Genomic DNA, 19744 nt, shown 5'->3' with positions numbered 1-19744 from the left:
TTCGCTGAGCGAAATCGCTAGCATGGATTTTTGACTTAAAAAGGACAAGGCATGAGACGCAGTGTGTGGCACCGCCTGCAACAGCTGGCCAGCAGCCTGTTCCCCGCCAGCTACAGCTGGCCCGCCATGGATATCAGACTCGGAGACCGCCGTCTGCATCTGGCTGGCAGTATTCATATGGGCACGCGCGATATGCAACCGCTGCCGGCCGGCTTGCTGCGCCAGCTGCAGAAAGCCGATGCGCTGGTGGTAGAGGCGGATATTACCCGCGGCAGTTCACCGTTTAGTGAGGGTGAAGCATATCCGCCGCTGGCAACGCGGCTGACGCCAGAGACGCTGCAGCAGCTGACGGCGCTGTGCGATGAGCTGTCACTGAACATCGCGCTGTTTGATAGCCTGCCGTTCTGGCAAATTGCGCTGATGCTGCAGGCGCAGCAGGCGCAGCGGCTGGGGCTGCGACCGCAGTACGGTATTGACTATCAGCTGCTGCAGGCAGCGCAGGCGGCAGGAAAACGCATTATTGAGCTGGAAGGGCCGGAAACGCAGATCGCGTTGCTGAAATCACTACCGCAGGATGGCCTGGCGCTGCTGCTGGATACGCTGGAACACTGGCACACCAACGCGCGACTGCTGCAAACCATGATCAGCTGGTGGCTGGATGCGCCGCCCGCCAGTCAGCCGGTGGCGCTGCCGACTACGTTCAGCAGTGAACTGAACGATACTCTGATGCGCAACCGTAATCAGCACTGGCGCGAGCTGCTGCTGGCGTTGCCGCGCGGGCGCTATGTGGTGGCGGTCGGTGCACTGCATCTCTACGGCGAAGACAATTTGCCGCAGCTGCTGAAGGCATAAAAAAAGAAGGCCAATATTGCTATCGGCCCGTCAAAGAGGAATTTGTTTATGATTTTGGTTATCGCCAGGGTGACTGGCGCCGGCCAATTTTCGCGCAAAGTTCAGATTTTCGCCAGTACTTTCACGCAAACCGAGATAAGAATTTTCGTAGCAAGGATTGATTATGACACCCGCCGTAAAACTGCTGGAAAAACAACAGGTCGCTTTTACCCTGCATCCCTACGAGCATGACAGCCATGAAACCCACTTCGGTGACGAGGCGGTGCGCAAGCTCAACCTGGATGCGCGCCAGGTGTTTAAAACCCTGCTGGTGGCGCTTAACGGTGATGGCAAAGCGCTGGCAGTGGCGGTGACGCCGGTCTCTTCACAGCTGGATTTGAAAAAAGTCGCCAAAGCGCTGGGGGCAAAAAAAGCCGACATGGCCGATCCGCAACTGGCGCAGCGCGTCACCGGCTATCTGGTGGGTGGCATCAGTCCGCTGGGGCAGAAAAAGCGGCTGCCGACGGTGATCGATCAGCAGGCCAGCGAATTCCCGACCATCTTTATTTCCGGCGGCAAGCGCGGGCTGGATATCGAACTGGCCGCGCAGGATCTGGCAAGGCTGCTGGATGCCACGCTGGCTGACGTGGCGCGCCGCGATTAATCAGGCTGCTGCGCGCACAGCTGGTCGATCATCCAGCGGCCGGCCGGGCCCGGCGGATTGCGCCGCGACCAGATAACATCCACCGCAATATGCTGCGGCCAGCCCGGCACCGGCAGCTCACGCAAGACCTGATGACCAAACTGCTGCACCAGCCAGCGCGGCAGTACGCTCCAGCCAAACCCCTGCTCCGCCATCTCCAGCAACAACAGATAAGTTGGGGCCGACCAGGTGCGGCCGGCTGGCAGCGGCTGGCGGGTTTCCACCCAGGTATTGAGCCGCAGCTGACGCAATTCGCCCAGCTGCGCCTCGCTCACCTGCGAACGGGCTGCCAGCGGGTGATCCTGATGCAGGAAAATCGCCATTTGCGCTTCAACCTGCAGTCGCGCCACCGCCAGATCCGGCGGCAAACGCGGCTGGGCGCGCACCACGCCAAGATGCACGCGCCCGGCCTGCAGTAAATCCAGCACATCCTCATCTTCCGCAATCATGCATTCGAACTCGATATCCGGATAGCGTGCCTCAAAGCGCGTCAGCAGATTTTCATGGTGATCGGCCTGCCAGAAGTCGGAAATGGCCAGGCTCAGGCGCGGCTCAACGCCCTGCGACAGCCGCACCGCCAGTTCATCCAGCCGCTGGCTGGCAGCAAGAATTTGCTGCACCTGCGCCAGTGCGCGCTGGCCCTGAGCGGTCAGTACCGGCTGGCGACCGCTGCGGTCAAACAGCGCAAAGCCTAAGTCATCTTCGAGATTGGCCACCGCGCTACTAATGGTGGACTGACTTTTTGCCAGCGCACGCGCCGCTGCAGAAAACGAGCCGCTGGCGACGGTCTGGACAAATGCCTCAAGGGATTCTGGTGAGTACTTCATGCTGAACCATCGCTTTTATCGATAGGTAATCATTTTATCTTAGCATTGTGCAGTGAGAAAATGCGTGGCGTTACTCAAAAGGAGGTTTATATGCGTACCCGTTCACTGAAAGAACGTTTTTGTCATGCCGCAGGCTTTGAAGGGTTAGCGATCGTCACGGTTGCGCCGCTGGCCGCCTGGGTCATGGATAAACCGCTGTTTCAGATGGGCGCGCTGGCGATTATGCTGTCGACCGTCGCCATGCTGTGGAACATCATTTATAACAGCGGCTTTGATCGCCTCTGCCCGCCGCAGCGCCAGCGCGGTCTCGGCCTGCGCGCGCTGCATGCGCTCGGCTTTGAGGGCGGCTTTATCCTTATTGGCCTGCCGATTGCCGCGTGGATGTTGCACATTTCGCTGCTGGAGGCTTTCCTGCTGGAAGTGGCGTTCTTTCTGTTCTTTCTGCCCTACACCATGGCTTACAACTGGGCATGGGATAAGCTGCGCCAGCGCTGGGTGAGCCAGAAATCCTGCCGCGCCTGAAAAACCACGGGCGGCTGAAGTGCCGCCCGTGTTGTCACTCGTGCGCCGCGCGCGGCCAGATCCACGCCAGGATCATCTGCGGATAGCTGCGCTTCTTTTGCTTCTCCAGCGCTTTGTCGCGCTCCTCAACCTGCTGCGGTGTCAGGTGCACAATCTGCGGTGGCGCATAATCGGCGACGCGCAGCGGTGAGTGCTGACTGACATAGCTGCGCAGTACCTCGGCATCACGCAGGCCGCTGTTGCGGAAACCAGCATGGCCATCAATCACCGGATAGCCGTCGCCGCCGCTGGCGTTAAAGCTGTTAGTGGCCATGCGATAGGTTTTATCCAGCTGCAGCGGCTCGCCATTGATTTTCACTGCGCTGACACTTTTGCCATCGGCCACCAGGCTGATGTTGCTGAACTGCGCGAAACCGCCGGAATCGGCTTTGATATTCGCCACCGTCGCCAGGTAGTTCAGCAGCTCTTTGCCCGTCAGCGTCACGGACACCACCTGATTGCCAAACGGCTGGATCTGCAACAGATCGCGCCAGCTGATCTCTCCCTGCGCCAGCGAGGTGCGAATACCGCCGCCGCTGATAACGGCAAAGTCGGCCTGAGTAGCCGCCATCTGCGCGCGCAGGATCAGCTGAGCCAGTGGCATTTGTTCAAAGCGCACCTTGCTGCGGTCGCCATCAAACACGCTGTCGCTGCGACCCACGTTGACCGCCAGCTGTTTGCCGGCGCGCAGCTGATACGGCGTCAGCAGCTTCATCATTGCGCCGTTCTGCGCTATCGCTTCCTGATACGGCAGCCAGGTTTCGCTGCCATCAAGGTTCTTTACCTTGTGCTTAAGGTTGACCGGAATCAGCTGATAGTTATCCAGCGTCAGCTCACCGTTGCGGAAGGTGAAATCGCCGCGACCGACAAATTTCCCCCACTCTTTTGCCTGCACGATCCACACGCCGTTCTGGCGATCCGGCTGGCACGGCTGTCCGGGCTGATAATCCGCCACGCTGACGTTCTCTTTTGCCATGCACACTGCATCGTGCGAATGGCCGCCGACGATCACGTTAACCGTGCCCGGCGGCAGGCTGCGCGCCAGCTCCACATCGCCCGGTGCGTTGCTGCCATGCTGCCCGTCGTCGTAGTGGCCCATGTGCGTCAGCGCGATAATTACATCCGGCTTGTCGCTGGCGCGCAGTTCCGCCACCGCTTTTTCCGTCTCTTTCACCGGATCGCGAATCTCTATCTGCGCCACGTTTTGCGGATTGGCGATGCGCAGCGTATCAGTGGTGGTCAGGCCGATCACCGCAATTTTCAGCCCCATACGATTGAATATCGCCCATGGCTTAAACAGGCGCTTATCGCTGCCTTTGGCATAAATGTTGGCGGCAAGAAAAGGAAACTTCGCCCATTTCTGCTGCTTCTGCAGCACGCTGAGCGGTTTGTCGAATTCGTGGTTACCGAGTGCCATCGCGTCATAGCCGATGAGGTTCATGCCGCGAATGTCCGGCTCGGCGTTCAGCACATCCGATTCCGGCACGCCGGTGTTAACGTCGCCCGCCGACAGAATCAGCGCGCCGCCGCCTTTGGCCTGTACATCATACCGCTGCTGATCCATCAGCGTTTTTTGCGCGGCCAGACCATATTCGCCCTGCGCATTGGCCCAGAAGTGGCCGTGATGATCGTTGGTGTGCAAAATGCTGAAGCGATAGCTGCGGTCCGGCTGCCACGCCTGCGCCAGCAGCGGCAACAGCAGCATAAACAGCGCCAGCCAGCGCCCTCTGTGCGGTGATAACAACAAAGCCGATCTCCTTATTCTGCGTTTTTTACCGGGCGGTGCGCCGGATGTGCTTTTTCGCCCTTCTGTGTCGCACAGTTCGCCCTTTAACTCAAGGCCAAAGGCGAATACAGTCATGCATGACGTAACAATCTGATAACGAAATTCCCACCCCTTCAGGATCTTTATGGCAAGTGAACAGACGTTAACCCCGACGCGGCGCACCGGGCGTACCGCTTTTGGCATTCTTGGTGCCATCAGTCTCGCGCATCTGCTGAACGATATGCTGCAATCGCTGTTACTGGCGATCTATCCGCTGCTGCAGAAAGATTTCAGCCTCAGCTTTGTGCAAATTGGTTTGATTACGCTGACGTATCAGGTTACGGCCTCATTATTACAACCGCTGATTGGCTATTACACCGACAAATATCCGAAACCCTGGTCACTGCCGGTCGGGATGGGGTTTACCCTGTTCGGTCTGGTGCTGCTGACCTTTGCCAGCACTTATCCGCAGGTGCTGCTGGCCGCAGCGCTGGTTGGCTGCGGCTCATCGGTGTTCCATCCGGAATCGTCGCGCGTGGCGCGTATGGCCTCCGGCGGCCGCCACGGGCTGGCTCAGTCGCTGTTTCAGGTCGGTGGTAACTTTGGCAGCGCACTCGGGCCGCTGCTGGCCGCCATCATCGTCGCGCCCTATGGCAAAGGCCATCTCAGCTGGTTCATGCTGGCCGCGCTGCTCGGCATCATTGTGCTGCTGCAGGTGAGCCGCTGGTACAGCCACCAGCAGCGCGCCACGCAGGCCAGCGCTGCCAGCAGGCCGCGTAACCCCCTGCCGCGCAATAAAGTGGCGCTGGCCATCGGCATTCTGCTGCTGCTGATATTCTCCAAGTACTTTTATCTCACCAGCCTGAGCAGCTATTACACCTTCTATCTGATGCACAAATTCGGGCTGTCCGTGCAGGCCTCGCAGTTCCATCTGTTTGCCTTTCTCGGCGCGGTCGCCGCCGGCACCATTATCGGTGGGCCGATAGGCGATAAAATCGGACGGAAATATGTCATCTGGGGATCGATTCTCGGCGTGGCGCCGTTTACCCTGCTGTTACCGCACGCCAGCCTGATGTGGACCAGCGTGCTGAGCGTCATTATTGGTCTGATCCTTGCCTCGGCGTTTTCCGCCATTCTGGTCTATGCCCAGGAGCTGCTGCCGGGGCGTATCGGTATGGTTTCCGGGCTGTTTTTCGGTTTTGCTTTTGGCATGGGTGGCCTCGGCGCGGCGGTCCTGGGCGTGGTCGCCGACCACACCAGTATCGAATGGGTGTATCAAATCTGCGCCTGGCTGCCACTTATTGGCCTGTTGACCGCTTTCTTACCTGATCAGCAGCAGCGCTGAGCCCTTTCGGGGGGCAACTATTTTTCTCTGCCCCCCTCCATTCTGCATAAATCCTGCCGATATGCTGAGATAACTGAGGAAAATAGCGCTTCGGCTGCGTTTTTGTCTCATTTTTTCAATTTTTTCGTCTTTCACCGCTCAAATGTTTAAACGCGGCGAACGATTGTGCATTACACTAGGTTGTTACAAGCGGATACATTTGCACACAAGGAGACAGGCATGCATCACACTACCCCGTTGATCACCACCATTGTCGGAGGTCTGGTCCTCGCATTTCTCCTTGGTATGCTGGCGAATCGCCTGCGCATCTCGCCGCTGGTCGGCTATCTGCTGGCCGGCGTGCTGGCGGGTCCTTTTACCCCGGGCTTCGTCGCGGATACCAATCTGGCCCCCGAACTGGCTGAACTCGGCGTTATTCTGCTGATGTTCGGCGTCGGTCTGCACTTCTCGCTTAAGGATTTGATGTCGGTAAAGTCGATTGCCATTCCCGGTGCCATCGCGCAGATCGCGGTCGCCACGCTGCTGGGAATGGGTCTGTCATGGGCGATGGGCTGGTCATGGATGACCGGTCTGGTGTTTGGCCTGTGTCTTTCTACCGCCAGTACCGTGGTGCTGCTGCGCGCGCTGGAAGAGCGTCAACTGATTGATAGCCAGCGCGGGCAAATCGCCATCGGCTGGCTGATCGTCGAAGACCTGGTGATGGTGCTGACGCTGGTGCTGCTGCCGGCCATCGCCGGCATGCTGGAGCAGGGAAATGCCAGCCCGACGCTGCTTGCGTGGGACCTGTTACTGACCATCGGCAAAGTCGCTGCCTTTATGGTGCTGATGATGGTGGTTGGCCGCCGCGTGGTGCCGTGGATTCTGGCCAAAAGCGCCGCCACCGGTTCACGCGAGCTGTTTACGCTGTCGGTACTGGCGCTGGCGCTGGGTATCGCATTCGGCGCGGTCGAACTCTTTGATGTTTCCTTTGCCCTCGGCGCCTTTTTTGCCGGCATGGTGCTGAATGAATCAGAGCTCAGCCACCGGGCGGCACACGACACGCTACCGCTGCGCGATGCGTTTGCCGTGCTGTTTTTTGTCTCGGTCGGCATGCTGTTCGATCCGATGATCCTGCTGGAGCAGCCGCTGGCGGTGCTGGGTGCGCTGGCCATTATCGTGCTGGGTAAATCGATTGCCGCCTGGCTGCTGGTCACACTGCTCGGCCACTCGCGGCGCACCGCGCTGACCATCTCCGTCAGCCTGGCGCAGATTGGCGAATTCGCTTTTATCCTCGCCGGACTGGGGATTTCGCTCGGTATGCTGAGCGACGAAGGCCGCAACCTGGTGCTGGCGGCGGCGATTCTCTCCATCATGCTTAATCCGATTCTGTTTACCGTGCTGGAGCGTTATCTCGACAAAACCGAGACCATGGAAGAGCAGACACTGGAAGAGGCAATTGAAGAAGAGAAGCAGATTCCGGTGGATATCTGCAATCATGCGGTGATCGTGGGTTACGGTCGCGTCGGCAGCCTGCTGGGACAGCAGCTGATGGAAGCTGATGTGCCGCTGGTGGTAGTGGAGAATTCGCGCCCGCGCGTCGAAGCGCTGCGCGAACAGGGCATCAAAGCCGTGCTGGGCAACGCGGCGCGAGTCGATACCATGGATTTAGCGCGTCTTGACTGCGCGCGCTGGCTGCTGCTGACCATCCCCAACGGCTATGAAGCCGGGGAGATTGTTACCGCCGCGCGCGAAAAGCGGGCAGATATTGAGATTATCGCCCGGGCGCATTACGACGACGAAGTGGCCTATATCATGGAGCGTGGCGCCAATCGCGTGGTAATGGGCGAGCGGGAGATTGCCAACAGTATGTTGCATGTATTGCAGGAAGAGATCGCGCAAAACCCGATTGTGCGCGAGTGCCCGATTTAAGACGTTATTAATTTGCCAGGTTGCCATGAATGGCGCCCCTACCAAAGGGTGCGCCGCCATGGAGACCCAACGTAGGGTGCGCATTCATGCGCACCGTTTCGCAAAGTGCAGATATCCATCACGCATTCATGCGCACCGTTTCGCAAAGCGCAGATATCCATAACGCATTCATGCGCACCGTTTCACACAGCGCAGACATCCATGACGGATCGCTGTTCAACCCGCCGTTATTACCTGTCCCAGTAAGACTCTTCTAAACTGTCTTCCCGCTCCGGCAGCCCGCGCGTCAGACGCGGTGAGTGCTGGTTCAGCACCTGATAACTGACGCGGTTGGCATATTTACACACCTGCGCCAGCGACGAGTAGGTCAGGTATTCGCGTGCGTGTTTGCTGGAGTTTGGCACTTTCTGACGGTGGAAATTGTTGGCGGTAATATCGTGCAGCAGCGCCGCCAGCGCGCCATCACCGGCACCATTGGTGTTCATGATCTTCTCCGGACCGCCCATGTAAGGCGCAATATGCGAGAAGATCCGCAGCGGCTGCTGGCAATCCTGATGACGCATGGCGCGGCTGAACTCAAACTGGTTGAACTCGGCAATCGCCCCTGGCAACAGCGGATGATTGGTTTTGCGCTTAAACGCCTCTTCGGTGAACCCGGCCATATACAGCCCGGTCGGTCCGGCGGTGCACAGCACCAGATCGACCCAGTCCAGCGCCATGTTGGAGGCCAGCAGCGGATCCGCTTCGCCGGTCAGCGCGAACGCTTCCTCTTCATTCATCGCCACAATCGAGACGTGTTCGCGCAGGAAATCGCGCCAGAACTGCGGGTTATCCTGAATCACATATTTGGTACCGAGCGTCAGCACCACCGGTACATTGTGCTTTTTGGCGAACTCGATGGCCCGCAGCGTCGCTTCCGGCATCGGTTCGCCCGGCTGACAGCGCACCAGGTAGGATGTCAGCACCAGCGCCGACGCACCGGCAATCACCTCTTCCGGAATACTGGCGGCCTGCAGCTGGTTCATCAGACCAGGGCTGATGGCAAAGGTGCGCTCGCCCTGCTCGCCGATCAGGGTAAAGCAGCGGCCAATGGCGCCATCGACGCCCTGCAGGAAGTTAAGATCCATGCGGCTGGAGGTATTGCACAGGTAGCGATAGGCGTAACCGCCAATCTGGATGTTGTTACACATCACGCCGAGCAGCACCGAACGGTCATCGGCCAGCACCGAGTAGTTGTGCAGCGTATTACCGATGGTGCCGCCGGCAAACTGGTGGCTGATCAGCTGCTCGCGCATCAGCTCGTTGTATAGCGCTTCGGCGGTCGCATCGTCGATCACCAGCGAATGACCGGCGCTCAGACCATAGCGCTGCAGGAAGTCGTCATCGACTTTGGCTTCGATATCCACCAGCGTCTGGTCGATACCCACCACCCAGCTGCCCTCTTCCTGCTCCTGCTGGGAAGCCTGCAGCAGCGGATCGCGCGCGTTGACGGGAAAATAGTGTTTGGATTTGCGTTTGCCGGGAAATTTCATGAAAGCTGCCGTCAGGGAAAATCAGGCAGAGAATGATATCACATTCTCTGCCGCACCCTTAGCGGCGCGCTTGTACCAGCTGCACCATCATCTCGATGTGCTCATCATCCGCATTAAGCGCCGGAATGTATTCAAATTTCTCGCCGCCAGCATGCAGGAAGATTTCGCAGTTTTCGCCGCTGATCTCCTCCAGCGTCTCGAGGCAGTCCGCCGCAAAGCCCGGACTCATCACCTGCACATGTTTGATTCCTTTGGCCGGCAGGCTTTTCATGGTCTCATCCGTGTACGGCATCAGCCACGGCTCGCGGCCAAAGCGCGACTGGAAGGTCATCATGATTTTATGCGGCGCAATGCCGAGCGCGGCGGCCAGGGCATCGGTGGTGTCTTTGCAGCGCAGCGGATAGTCGTCGCCTTCATTGGCGAAGCGCTGCGGAATGCCGTGGTAAGAGAGCACCAGCAGATCCGGCTCGCCGTGTTGGGCAAACGAGCGCTCTACCGAGGCCTTCAGCGCGGCGATATAGGCCGGATGTTCGGCGTAATCGCGGATAAACGCCACTTCCGGCAGGGAACGCAGCGGTTTAAAGCTGGCCGCCAGGCCATCCCACACTGCCGCCACGGTGGAGCAGGAGAACTGCGGATAGAGCGGCAGCACGATGAATTTGGTGACGCCCTGCGCCAGCAGACGCTCAACCGCACCGTTAAGGCTCGGCTGGCCGTAACTCATGCCCAGCTCTACCGGCATATCCAGCCGCTGCGCCAGCGCGGCACGCTGCCGCTTGCTGAACACCATCAGCGGGGAACCTTCGTCCATCCACACCGATGCGTACAGCTTCGAAACACGCGGCGAGCGGAACGGCAGAATGATGAAATTGAGAATCGGCCACCACAGCCAGCGCGGCGTATCCACCACGCGCGGATCGCCGAGGAACTGTTTCAGATAGCGTTTCACCGCCGCGGTGGTCGGTGCGTCTGGTGTACCTAAGTTAACCAGTAAAACCCCAGGCTTATCTTGCCTCATTGTATTTCCTTGATGTCGCAGACAATGGTTCTGAATCGGGGGAAATTGTAGCGGAAAAAGCGGAGGGGGAAAGCAATTGCTGCAAAAGGGCCGGACAACCGGCCCTGGTCACCACTTAGCCGAGGATATCGGCCAGCTGTGCACTCACTTCGGTCACCTGGCGGGTGCCGTCGATTTTGTGGTATTCGGTGTTACCGGCTTCGGCTTCTTTGCTGTAGTAAGCAATCAGCGGCGCGGTCAGCTGATGGTATTCCACCAGACGCTTACGCACGGTCTCTTCCTGGTCGTCTTTACGCGTGGTCAGCTCTTCGCCGGTCACGTCATCTTTACCTTCCACTTTTGGCGGATTGTATTTGATGTGGTAAACGCGGCCTGACGGCGCATGCACGCGGCGGCCGACAATGCGATCGACAATCAGTTCGTCCGGTACGGCGAACTCGAGCACGTAATCCACCTTGATGCCCGCCTCTTTCATGGCGTCAGCCTGCGGAATGGTGCGTGGGAAACCATCGAGCAGGAAGCCGTTTTTGCAGTCTTCCTGCGCGATACGCTCTTTAACCAGCGCAATCACCAGCTCGTCCGTTACCAGTTTACCGGCATCCATGATGGCTTTCGCCTGCTGGCCCAATTCGGTGCCGGCTTTGACAGCCGCACGCAACATGTCGCCCGTGGAGATCTGCGGAATACCGTATTTCTCCATGATGAATTGAGCCTGAGTGCCCTTACCTGCGCCCGGTGCCCCGAGCAGAATAATACGCATTGCGTAATTCCCCTTGCGAATCGCATTGATCAATCTGAGAAGGCCAAGAACATACCATTATGACCCGCACACCACAAGGCAACGGGCCCCCGGGCGCTGAAAGGCCTACTTTGACCTGCTTTAGCGCTGTGCGCCAGTAGCACGCACGTTTTTAAGAATTTCGGCTGTCTCTGAGCACCTCGCGCAGCCGTTTTTTTAGCGCAGCGGTGACGTTCTGCGGCTTATTGCCGTTGCCGCGCACGCTGACCGGCAAAAACAGGCGATGCGGCGCGGGCAGCAGCTGCATATCCGCGGGCAACGCTGGCAGCGCACTGCCGGGCGGCAAGGGCAGCAGCGCAAACGGCAGGCCGGGCTGGTGAATCGACTGCAGCGTGAACGGCGTATCCAGCGTCAGGCTATCGACACTGGCAACATTGAAGGGCTGCCAGTCGTCCTGCGCCATGCTCTCCAGCGCGCGTTCCGGCGCGTCACCCAGCGCCAGTCCCTGTTCGAACAGCCGCAGTTCGCTGCGCACCAGCGTACTAAAATCATGAGTACGCAGCGCAATCAGCACCAGATCGTCGCTCAGCATCGCATGCTGATTCAGCTGGGTGACAAACAGTCGCGCCTCGCTGATGAGTCGTTTATGCAACACGCTGGCGAAGGAGCCGGACGCGTGCGTCACGCCCTGGCTCTGGCAGGCACTCAGATTGCGCACCCGGCCCTGCTGCATATCGACATGATCGACCAGCGCGATATTGCCCGCCATCATCGGCAGGGCCGGCAGCACGCTGAGTTCGCTGACCGGATATTGCGCGGCGTAGCGCGTCTGATTGCGCGCCTGCTCCTGGCGCAGAAACAGTTGCGAGAGCAGCACGCGCGCGATGTGCAGTGAGGGGGCAAAAAACAGATCGTAATTTTCCAGCCGATAGTGACGGGACAGCAAGCCGCGCAGCCGATCGCGCGCCGCCGCCCTGGCAGTAGCCTGTTGTGAAGTCATCACGTGACATTTCTCTTGGTTATTCTGCTGTGTGAAGCTGGCGCTGGCAGCGGACATCGCCGCTGCTTTACACAGCGAAGCCGGTCCGTCAACCCGCCAGATTAAGCAGGAAAGGTTAGGTTAATGCGGCTGGACATTAAAATGATATAAACTGACAATCCCTGTTAGGTTTTTACACAGGGGATGAGTATGACCGCGCTTCCGTCGTTACGTGCACTGCACTATTTTCATCAGGCGGCGCTGCATTGCAGCTTTAGCGTCGCGGCCGAATGTCTCCATGTCACCCACAGCGCCATCAGCCATCAGATTCGCCAGCTGGAGAGCTGGATGGGCAAGCCTCTGTTCATCCGCACTAACGGGCGCGTGCGCTTAACCTCTCACGGCGAACGTCTGCTGGTGAGCTGCCAGAAAGCCTTTAGCGAACTCTCTACCACCTGCGTAAGTATTCGCACCGGGATGCGCAACCATCTGAGCGTCGCCTGTACCCCAAGTTTTTTATCCCAGTGGCTGATTCCGCGCATCAGCAGCTTTTACCAGCGCTATCCCGATATTGAAGTGCAATTCCAGCCGCAGGGCGATATTGCTCAGCTGCGCAGCGAACACACCGATGTGCTGATCCTCAGTTATGAACAGGCGCCGGACGACGACATAGATGCCTCACTCATCAGCGATGATTACGTTGGCCCGCTGTGCGCCCCGCAGTACGCGGCGCGTTTTCACAGCGAGCAGGATCTGGCGTCGCTGCCGCTTTTGCACGCCGATACCCGCCTGCAGGCCTGGGCCGAATGGGCGAAGATCAGCGGCGTGCGCGGTAATTTTTGGCTGGGCAAACATTTCGATAATCTGACGCTGGCGATTCAGGCCGCGAGAAACGGGCTGGGCGTGATTGTGGCGCCGCGCCTGCTGGTGCGTCAGGAGCTGAACGACGGCACGCTGATTGCGCCGCTGGGGTTTGTGCGCGCCGACCGTGCCACCTGGATGATGACCAAGCGGTCACGCCAGCACGATGCGGAGATTACGTTGTTCCGGGATTGGCTGCGGGATGAAGCGCTGAAGTAAGCAAGGGCGGCATAAATAAAAAAAGGTCGTCATTAATGACGACCCTACAGAGAGTGGACAGTTGTCGAATCGGTGACAGGTAACCTGTAGGGTCGGCATTCATGCCGACCGTTCCGATTACCGCACCGCGTTACGCCGTCAGCAACTGATTCATGCGGCGGATAAACTGGTTAGGATCGTCCAGCGTGCCGCGCTCGGCCAGCAACGCCTGATCCAGCAGCAGTTCAACCCACTCCGCAAAGCGCGCTTCATCCTGCGTATCAGCCACGCGTTTCACCAGCGTATGCTCCGGGTTGATCTCAAAGATGTACTTCACTTCCGGCACATCCTGACCGGCCGCGGCGAACAGCTTCGCCATCTGCGTGGTCATTTCGTTGGCGTCGGTGGTGACAATCGCCGGCGTGTCGGTGAGGCGATGGGTCAGACGCACCTCTTTGACGCGCTCGCCCAGCAGGGTTTTCACGCGATCGACGAACGGCTCCAGCGCTTTTTCCGCTTCCTTCTGCGCTTCCGTCTCTTCGTCCGCCAGCTTGCTCAGCGACTCATCCGCTTTGCTCACCGACTGGAACGCTTTGCCATCGAACTCCGTCAGGTAGCTCATCATCCACTCGTCGATACGATCAGACAGCAGCAGGACCTCGATGCCTTTCTTACGGAACAGCTCCAGATGCGGGCTGCTTTTCGCGGCGGCATAGCTGTCGGCAGTGATGTAGTAAATCTTCTCCTGCCCTTCAACCATGCGGCTAACGTAATCGTCCAGCGAAACGGTCTGCGCCGCGCCTTCGCTCTGGGTGGTGGCGAAACGCAGCAGTTTAGCAATCGCCTCCTGGTTGGCATGATCTTCCGCCGGGCCCTCTTTCAGCACCAGACCGAATTCTTTCCAGAACTGCTGATATTTCTCTGCGTCGTCTTTGGCCAGTTTCTCCAGCATCTGCAGGCTGCGTTTGGTCAGCGCGGCGCGCAGGCTCTGCGTGACGCGGCTGTCCTGCAGGATCTCACGGGAGACGTTGAGCGGCAGATCGCTGGAATCTATCAGGCCACGCACAAAGCGCAGGTAGTTCGGCATGAACTGTTCCGCGTCATCCATGATGAAGACGCGCTGCACGTACAGCTTCAGACCGTGCTTGCTGTCGCGGTTCCACATGTCGAACGGCGCACGCGACGGGATGTACAGCAGGCTGGTGTACTCCTGCTTACCTTCGACGCGGTTGTGGCTCCAGATGGCCGGATCGCTGAAATCATGGGCGATGTGTTTGTAGAACTCGTTGTACTCTTCGTCGCTGATTTCGCCTTTGTTGCGCGTCCACAGCGCCTGGGCTTTGTTGATCTTCTCCCAGGTGACGGTATCGTTCTCTTCGTCTTTGGTCTCGATCTCCACCGGCAGCGCGATATGATCGGAATATTTGCTGATCACGTTGCGCACGCGCCACGCGTCGAGGAAGTCATCTTCGCCTTCACGGAAGTGCAGCGTAATTTCGGTGCCGCGATCGGCTTTCTCAATCTCCGCCAGCGTATACTCGCCTTCGCCAGCGGATTCCCAGAACACGCCTTCGTCGGCTTTGGCGCCTGCGGCACGGGTGCGTACCGTCACTTTGTCAGCGACGATAAACGCCGAGTAGAAACCGACGCCGAACTGGCCGATCAGCTGGCTGTCTTTTGCCTGATCGGAACCCATCGATTCCAGAAACGCTTTGGTACCGGATTTCGCGATGGTGCCGAGGTTTTCAATCACCTCATCACGGCGCATACCGATGCCGTTATCGCTCAGCGTCAGCGTGCGTTTTTCCTTGTCGACCGAGATACGCACGCGCAGGTCGCCATCGCCTTCGTACAGATCCGGCGTCGACAGTGCGCGGAAGCGCAGCTTGTCAGCCGCATCGGAGGCGTTGGAGATCAGTTCACGCAGGAAAATCTCTTTGTTTGAATAGAGGGAATGGATCATCAGGTGCAGAAGTTGTTTTACCTCTGACTGGAAGCCACGCGTCTCTTGTCCTTTCATGGTCATTGCTACCTCAACAGAATCGGGGTTGATCAATTGTTGAGAGTGAAATGGGGATGGTGGGAAGAATTTCAAGCCGGTATCGCAGCAGGATACCGGCAAGTGGTCAGAATTTAATCTTGTGCCGTCCGGCAAGCGAGTGCGACAGCGTTGTGCCGTCGACCATTTCCAGTTCACCACCGACCGGAACCCCGTGCGCAATGCGGCTGGCGTCGACGCCATACTGGCCGCACAGCTCGGCGATATAGTTAGCCGTGGCTTCGCCTTCCACCGTGGGATTGGTGGCGAGGATCACCTCCTGCAGCGTCTCACGTTCAAGGCGCTGCTCCAGCCGATCCAGGCCAATGTCCTGCGGGCCGATGCCGTCCAGCGGCGACAGATGGCCCATCAGCACAAAGTAGCGACCGCCAAACTGGCCGGTCTGCTCAATGGCGTGGATATCCGCCGGGCTCTCCACCACGCAAATCTGGCCGTTTTGCTGACGGCGGGGATTGGCGCAGATGGTGCAGATCTCCTGCTCGGTGAAGGTGCGGCAGTCGGAACAGTGGCCGATTTCTGCCATGGCGCGGGTCAGCGCCTGCGCCAGACGCATGCCACCGCTGCGATCGCGCTGCAACAGATGAAACGCCATGCGCTGCGCCGATTTCGGGCCAACGCCCGGTAAACAGCGCAGCGACTCCATCAAAGCTTCAAGCAGTGGACTGGTTTGCATCAGAACGGCATCTTGAAGCCAGGCGGCAGCTGCATACCGGCAGAGACGGACGCCATCTTCTCTTTCTGCGTTTCATCAATACGGCGCGCCGCATCGTTGAACGCCGCAGCGATCAGATCTTCCAGCATCTCTTTGTCATCTTCCAGCAGGCTGGGATCGACTTCCACGCGGCGGCAGTTGTGCGCACCGTTGATGGTCACTTTGACCAGGCCAGCCCCTGATTCGCCGGTGACTTCCAGTGCGGCGATCTCTTCCTGAACTTTGGCCATTTTATCCTGCATCTGCTGGGCCTGTTTCATCAGGTTGCCCAATCCGCCTTTACCAAACATAGTTTTCTCTCTCTGCTGGGGCTGCGCGCAACGCTGCGCGACAGCGTGATCATACGGGTCGGATACTCTCTTCATCCAGGTCCGCATCAAAGAAGCGACGCAGCGTCTGAATGTGGGTATCGCTTTCGATCGACTGACGCGCCTGCGCCAGCTTCTCTTCATAAATGGCCTGACGCCACTCCAGCGGCGTCAATACCGCCGGATTATCGTCTTCCACGACGGTCAGTTCAACCGTCTGGCCGGCCGCCTGGCTCAGCGCGTCCTGAATCGCCTGGCGCGCCGGGGCAGAGTTGAGATGACGCTGGCTGCTGCGCAAATGCAGCGTCACGCCCTGCTCATTCACCTCTTTCCACGCGTTCAGCGCGACCTGCTGGACCAGCTTCGGCAGCGTCAGCGTGGCGATTTCCGCCGCCCAGGCGTCGCGCTGCAGCGCCTCTTCCGCCAGTTTGAGCGCCAGCTCTGGCGTTTTCTCATGCTCCAGCGCAGAACGCAAGGCTTTTGGCGTCGCCACCGGCTCCGGCTTGATCTCCTCCTGCTGCTGGGCTTTCCAGCGATACGCTTCCGGTTTCGCCGGCGCTTTTACCGCCGGCTCAGACGCGCGCTGTTGCACGCGCTCGGTAACGCTTGCCAGACGTTCCAGCGCCGGGTTTGCCGGCCGCGCGGAACGCGCTGCCGGCTCACTCTTTTTTGCTTTGCCGGCTCCCTGACGCAGCAGCTGCGTCCGCGCCTGTAACAGCTGACTGGTGGCGTCGGGCAAGTTATCCGGGGCCGGTGCCATATCGGGATAATCATCGGCCGGCGGCGGCGACTCATCCATTGGCGGTGCCATCTGCGGCTGCGCGGCCACAGCGGGTGCGGCTTTGGTCTGAGGCGCTGCCGCGGCAACGGCCGGCGCGGCCTGCGGCGTCAGCGACGGGCGCGCCACCGGTTCAGCGATGGTGGCCTGCGGATGAAACGCCAGTGCACGCAACAGCGTCATTTCCACGCCGAGCCGGCGATCCGGCGCCAGCGGCAAATCTTTGCGCCCCATCAGCAGCGTCTGATAATAGAGCTGAACGTCAGCAGGCGGCAGCACGCGCGCCAGTTCGCGCAGGCGCTGCGCCTGGCTGGCATCATCTTCGCCAAGCGAGCTGGGCAGCAGCTGGACCATCGCGATACGGTGCAGCAGACGCAGCATCTCCACCAGCAGCGCCTCCCACTCCACGCCGCGCGATGCGGCCTGATTCAGCAGCGCCATCACCTGTTCGCCGTTGCCTTCCACCAGCGCTTCAATCAGCGCCAGCGGCTGTTCATCATCCAGCGTGCCCAGCATTTGCGCCACGCTGTCGCGCGTGACGCTGCCCTGCCCCATGGCAATCGCCTGATCGGTGAGGCTGAGCGCATCGCGCATACTGCCGTCGGCGGCGCGAGCCAGCAGATGCAGCGCGCGCGGCTCGGCGTCAATCTGCTCCTGCTGCAGCACGTGCGCCAGCTGCTGCTGAATCTGTTCGACGTCGAGGGCTTTCAGGTGGAACTGCAGGCAGCGCGACAGAATGGTTACCGGCAGCTTCTGCGGATCGGTGGTCGCCAGCAGGAATTTCACGTGTGACGGCGGCTCTTCCAGCGTTTTCAGCAGCGCATTAAAGCTGTGGCGCGACAGCATGTGCACTTCATCGATCAGATAGACCTTAAAGCGCCCGCGTGCGGGTGCATACTGGACGTTATCCAGCAGGTCGCGCGTGTCTTCCACTTTGGTGCGCGAGGCAGCATCGATTTCAATCAGATCGACAAAGCGCCCCTGTTCAATCTCGCGACAGTTATCGCACTGTCCACAGGGCGTGGCCGTAATACCGGTTTCGCAGTTGAGGCCTTTGGCCAGCAGACGCGCAATCGAGGTTTTCCCCACGCCGCGCGTGCCGGAAAACAGATAGGCATGATGGATGCGTCCCAGTGACAACCCGTTGGCCAGCGCCGTCAGCACATGTTCCTGACCGACTACGTCGGCGAAAGCCTGGGGACGCCATTTTCGCGCAAGTACCTGATAGCTCATGTGGATTCAATCACTGGAGTTGTTTAACCTGGCACAGCAGCACGCTCAGTTGCGCCGATTCTGCCGTGGGACTTAGGGGAAAAATGCGGTGACGCAAACCCTGTTTATTTTGACAGGAGTGTAACAGCCACAGCCGGATATGCCTATACCCGTGATACGTTGCGCGCTGCGCTTCAGGGCGGAATACGCCTGTCAGGGAGTGCGAAGAGAGGCGCCGCCGGGCATCAAGGCTGGCGGCGCGATGGCCTTAGTGGCCGGGGAAGTTGACCAGGCTGTAGCAGTCGATACCCAGCGCGTTCAGGCGCGCTTCGCCGCTTAAATCAAACAGGTTGATCACGAACGCGGCGTCTTTAACTTCACCGCCCGCACGACGAATCAGTTTCACCGTGGCTTCAAGGGTGCCGCCGGTAGCCAGCAGATCGTCCACCACCAGTACCACATCGCCGGGTTTGATGGCGTCTTTGTGCAGTTCCAGCGCGTCTGAACCGTACTCCAGTTCATAGCTTTCGCTGAAAGTTTCACGCGGCAGTTTGCCCGGCTTGCGCACCGGCACAAATCCCACGCCCAGACCCAGCGCAACAGGCGCCCCGAACAGGAAGCCACGCGCTTCGGTGCCCACCACTTTGGTGATGCCTTTATTACGATAACGCTCCACCAGAATGGCGATCGCTGCGGCATACGCCTGCGGATCTTCCATCAGACTGGTGACGTCACGGAACAGGATGCCCGGCTTCGGATAGTCAGGAATGCTTTTGATGCTGTTTTTGATCAGTTCAAGCTGCTGCGCAGTTGCGGTCATAAAGGTTACGCCTGGAAAAATATCTAAAACACGCAGCTCCCACAGCGCCAATACCCGGAAACCGGGTTAAGCGAAGTCGTTTCTCAAAGGGAAGCCACGCACGAAGATGCCCAAATCTAAGCAAACAGCCGGCTAAATGCAACCCTGATGCTACGGTTCGTGCGGGTTCGCACTTTCTGCTACAACCGGGATGCGCCACAGCATGAGCAGCAGCAGCGCCAGCATCACACCGAGCAGGATGCGCAGCCACAGCAGCTTCACCAGCCAGATTGAAACCGCAAAGGTGATGACAATCAGCAACATAGCGCGGCTTTTGGCACCGGGCGGCATGGCGCGATGCTGCTGCCAGTGGCGCAGATAGCGGCCAAACGGCGAGCGCCACAGCAGCCAGTGGTGAAAGCGTGGCGACGAGCGGGCAAAACACCAGGCGGCCAGCAACACGAATGGCGTGGTCGGTAGTAAAGGTAATACAATGCCCAGCGTGCCCAGCACAATCGCCAGCCAGCCAAGGCTTAACAGTAAAATGCGCTGCATGCCAGATGCCTGAAAAATGTCACAACAGCGCTACGTTAACACAGACGGAATCGA

General features: G+C 59.1%; 18 protein-coding genes and 1 other annotated feature. Of the genes, 6 read left to right on the top strand and 12 right to left on the bottom strand.

Going from position 1 to position 19744, the window contains the following annotated elements; genetic code table 11:
* Positions 1 to 51: 51 nt before the first annotated feature.
* The gene (locus tag F3J41_RS01075) at positions 52 to 852 is read left to right on the top strand and encodes a TraB/GumN family protein (protein ID WP_021508644.1); all 801 of its coding nucleotides are present in this window, start codon (positions 52 to 54) and stop codon (positions 850 to 852) included.
* Between the two features lie 163 nt (positions 853 to 1015).
* Positions 1016 to 1495, top strand: a complete 480-nt coding sequence (ybaK, locus tag F3J41_RS01070) for a Cys-tRNA(Pro)/Cys-tRNA(Cys) deacylase YbaK (protein ID WP_021508645.1) — start codon at positions 1016 to 1018, stop codon at positions 1493 to 1495.
* Here ybaK and F3J41_RS01065 read toward each other — a convergent pair.
* A complete protein-coding gene (locus F3J41_RS01065; protein ID WP_021508646.1) occupies positions 1492 to 2361 on the bottom strand; it encodes a LysR family transcriptional regulator in 870 nt (289 codons plus the stop codon). The two genes, ybaK and F3J41_RS01065, sit on opposite strands and share 4 nt — an antisense overlap.
* Positions 2362 to 2451: 90 nt before the next feature.
* On the opposite strand from F3J41_RS01065, the gene F3J41_RS01060 reads away from it, so the two are divergent.
* On the top strand, positions 2452 to 2883 hold the full coding sequence (locus tag F3J41_RS01060; protein ID WP_058781228.1) for a multidrug/biocide efflux PACE transporter: 432 nt from the start codon (positions 2452 to 2454) through the stop codon (positions 2881 to 2883).
* Between the two features lie 34 nt (positions 2884 to 2917).
* On the opposite strand, the gene ushA is transcribed toward F3J41_RS01060, so the two are convergent.
* The gene (gene ushA, locus F3J41_RS01055; protein ID WP_166709699.1) at positions 2918 to 4669 is read right to left on the bottom strand and encodes a bifunctional UDP-sugar hydrolase/5'-nucleotidase UshA; all 1752 of its coding nucleotides are present in this window, start codon (positions 4667 to 4669) and stop codon (positions 2918 to 2920) included.
* 163 nt (positions 4670 to 4832) lie between these two features.
* Between ushA and F3J41_RS01050 the strand changes: the two genes are divergently transcribed.
* On the top strand, positions 4833 to 6032 hold the full coding sequence (locus F3J41_RS01050; RefSeq protein WP_058769404.1) for an MFS transporter: 1200 nt from the start codon (positions 4833 to 4835) through the stop codon (positions 6030 to 6032).
* A gap of 219 nt (positions 6033 to 6251) precedes the next feature.
* Entirely contained in the window at positions 6252 to 7940 is a 1689-nt protein-coding gene (ybaL, locus tag F3J41_RS01045) for a YbaL family putative K(+) efflux transporter (RefSeq protein WP_152391280.1), read from the top strand.
* A gap of 230 nt (positions 7941 to 8170) precedes the next feature.
* Here the strand turns inward: ybaL and F3J41_RS01040 are convergent, their stop codons facing one another.
* From F3J41_RS01040 to F3J41_RS01025, 4 genes are all read right to left on the bottom strand, one after another.
* Entirely contained in the window at positions 8171 to 9472 is a 1302-nt protein-coding gene (locus tag F3J41_RS01040; protein WP_021507224.1) for an inosine/guanosine kinase, read from the bottom strand.
* A gap of 58 nt (positions 9473 to 9530) precedes the next feature.
* On the bottom strand, positions 9531 to 10490 hold the full coding sequence (hemH, locus tag F3J41_RS01035) for a ferrochelatase (protein ID WP_021507223.1): 960 nt from the start codon (positions 10488 to 10490) through the stop codon (positions 9531 to 9533).
* Positions 10491 to 10605: 115 nt separating this feature from the next.
* Complete coding sequence (gene adk, locus F3J41_RS01030; RefSeq protein ID WP_021507222.1) at positions 10606 to 11250, bottom strand: adenylate kinase; 645 nt, start codon at positions 11248 to 11250, stop codon at positions 10606 to 10608.
* A gap of 151 nt (positions 11251 to 11401) precedes the next feature.
* The gene (locus F3J41_RS01025; RefSeq protein WP_166710234.1) at positions 11402 to 12229 is read right to left on the bottom strand and encodes a DUF6024 family protein; all 828 of its coding nucleotides are present in this window, start codon (positions 12227 to 12229) and stop codon (positions 11402 to 11404) included.
* A 189-nt stretch (positions 12230 to 12418) separates the two neighbouring features.
* On the opposite strand from F3J41_RS01025, the gene F3J41_RS01020 reads away from it, so the two are divergent.
* On the top strand, positions 12419 to 13288 hold the full coding sequence (locus F3J41_RS01020; RefSeq protein ID WP_021507220.1) for a LysR substrate-binding domain-containing protein: 870 nt from the start codon (positions 12419 to 12421) through the stop codon (positions 13286 to 13288).
* Positions 13289 to 13418: 130 nt separating this feature from the next.
* On the opposite strand, the gene htpG is transcribed toward F3J41_RS01020, so the two are convergent.
* From htpG to F3J41_RS00990, 6 genes are all read right to left on the bottom strand, one after another.
* The gene (gene htpG, locus F3J41_RS01015; protein ID WP_059012363.1) at positions 13419 to 15293 is read right to left on the bottom strand and encodes a molecular chaperone HtpG; all 1875 of its coding nucleotides are present in this window, start codon (positions 15291 to 15293) and stop codon (positions 13419 to 13421) included.
* Positions 15294 to 15393: 100 nt separating this feature from the next.
* Positions 15394 to 15999, bottom strand: coding sequence for a recombination mediator RecR (gene recR, locus F3J41_RS01010; RefSeq protein WP_031279660.1), 606 nt, complete (start codon positions 15997 to 15999; stop codon positions 15394 to 15396).
* A complete protein-coding gene (locus F3J41_RS01005) occupies positions 15999 to 16328 on the bottom strand; it encodes a YbaB/EbfC family nucleoid-associated protein (protein WP_010616869.1) in 330 nt (109 codons plus the stop codon). The genes recR and F3J41_RS01005 overlap by 1 nt, the downstream gene beginning before the upstream one ends.
* 49 nt (positions 16329 to 16377) lie before the next feature.
* Positions 16378 to 18357 (bottom strand): DNA polymerase III subunit gamma/tau, encoded by a 1980-nt coding sequence (dnaX, locus tag F3J41_RS01000; RefSeq protein WP_166709697.1) that lies wholly within the window; start codon positions 18355 to 18357, stop codon positions 16378 to 16380.
* Positions 16975 to 17036: a sequence feature (DnaX frameshifting element), on the bottom strand. It overlaps the preceding gene by 62 nt.
* Before the next feature lie 247 nt (positions 18358 to 18604).
* Positions 18605 to 19156 carry an adenine phosphoribosyltransferase gene (gene apt, locus F3J41_RS00995; RefSeq protein ID WP_031279659.1) on the bottom strand — a complete coding sequence of 184 codons (552 nt, stop codon included), beginning with the start codon at positions 19154 to 19156 and terminating at the stop codon, positions 18605 to 18607.
* 150 nt (positions 19157 to 19306) lie between these two features.
* Complete coding sequence (locus F3J41_RS00990) at positions 19307 to 19690, bottom strand: DUF454 family protein (protein ID WP_058775241.1); 384 nt, start codon at positions 19688 to 19690, stop codon at positions 19307 to 19309.
* Between the last annotated feature and the right edge of the window lie 54 nt (positions 19691 to 19744).

Source organism: Pantoea sp. Ap-870, assembly GCF_011752515.1.
GTDB lineage: Bacteria > Pseudomonadota > Gammaproteobacteria > Enterobacterales > Enterobacteriaceae > Pantoea > Pantoea dispersa.
This window is presented reverse-complemented; position numbering and strand designations above follow the sequence as displayed.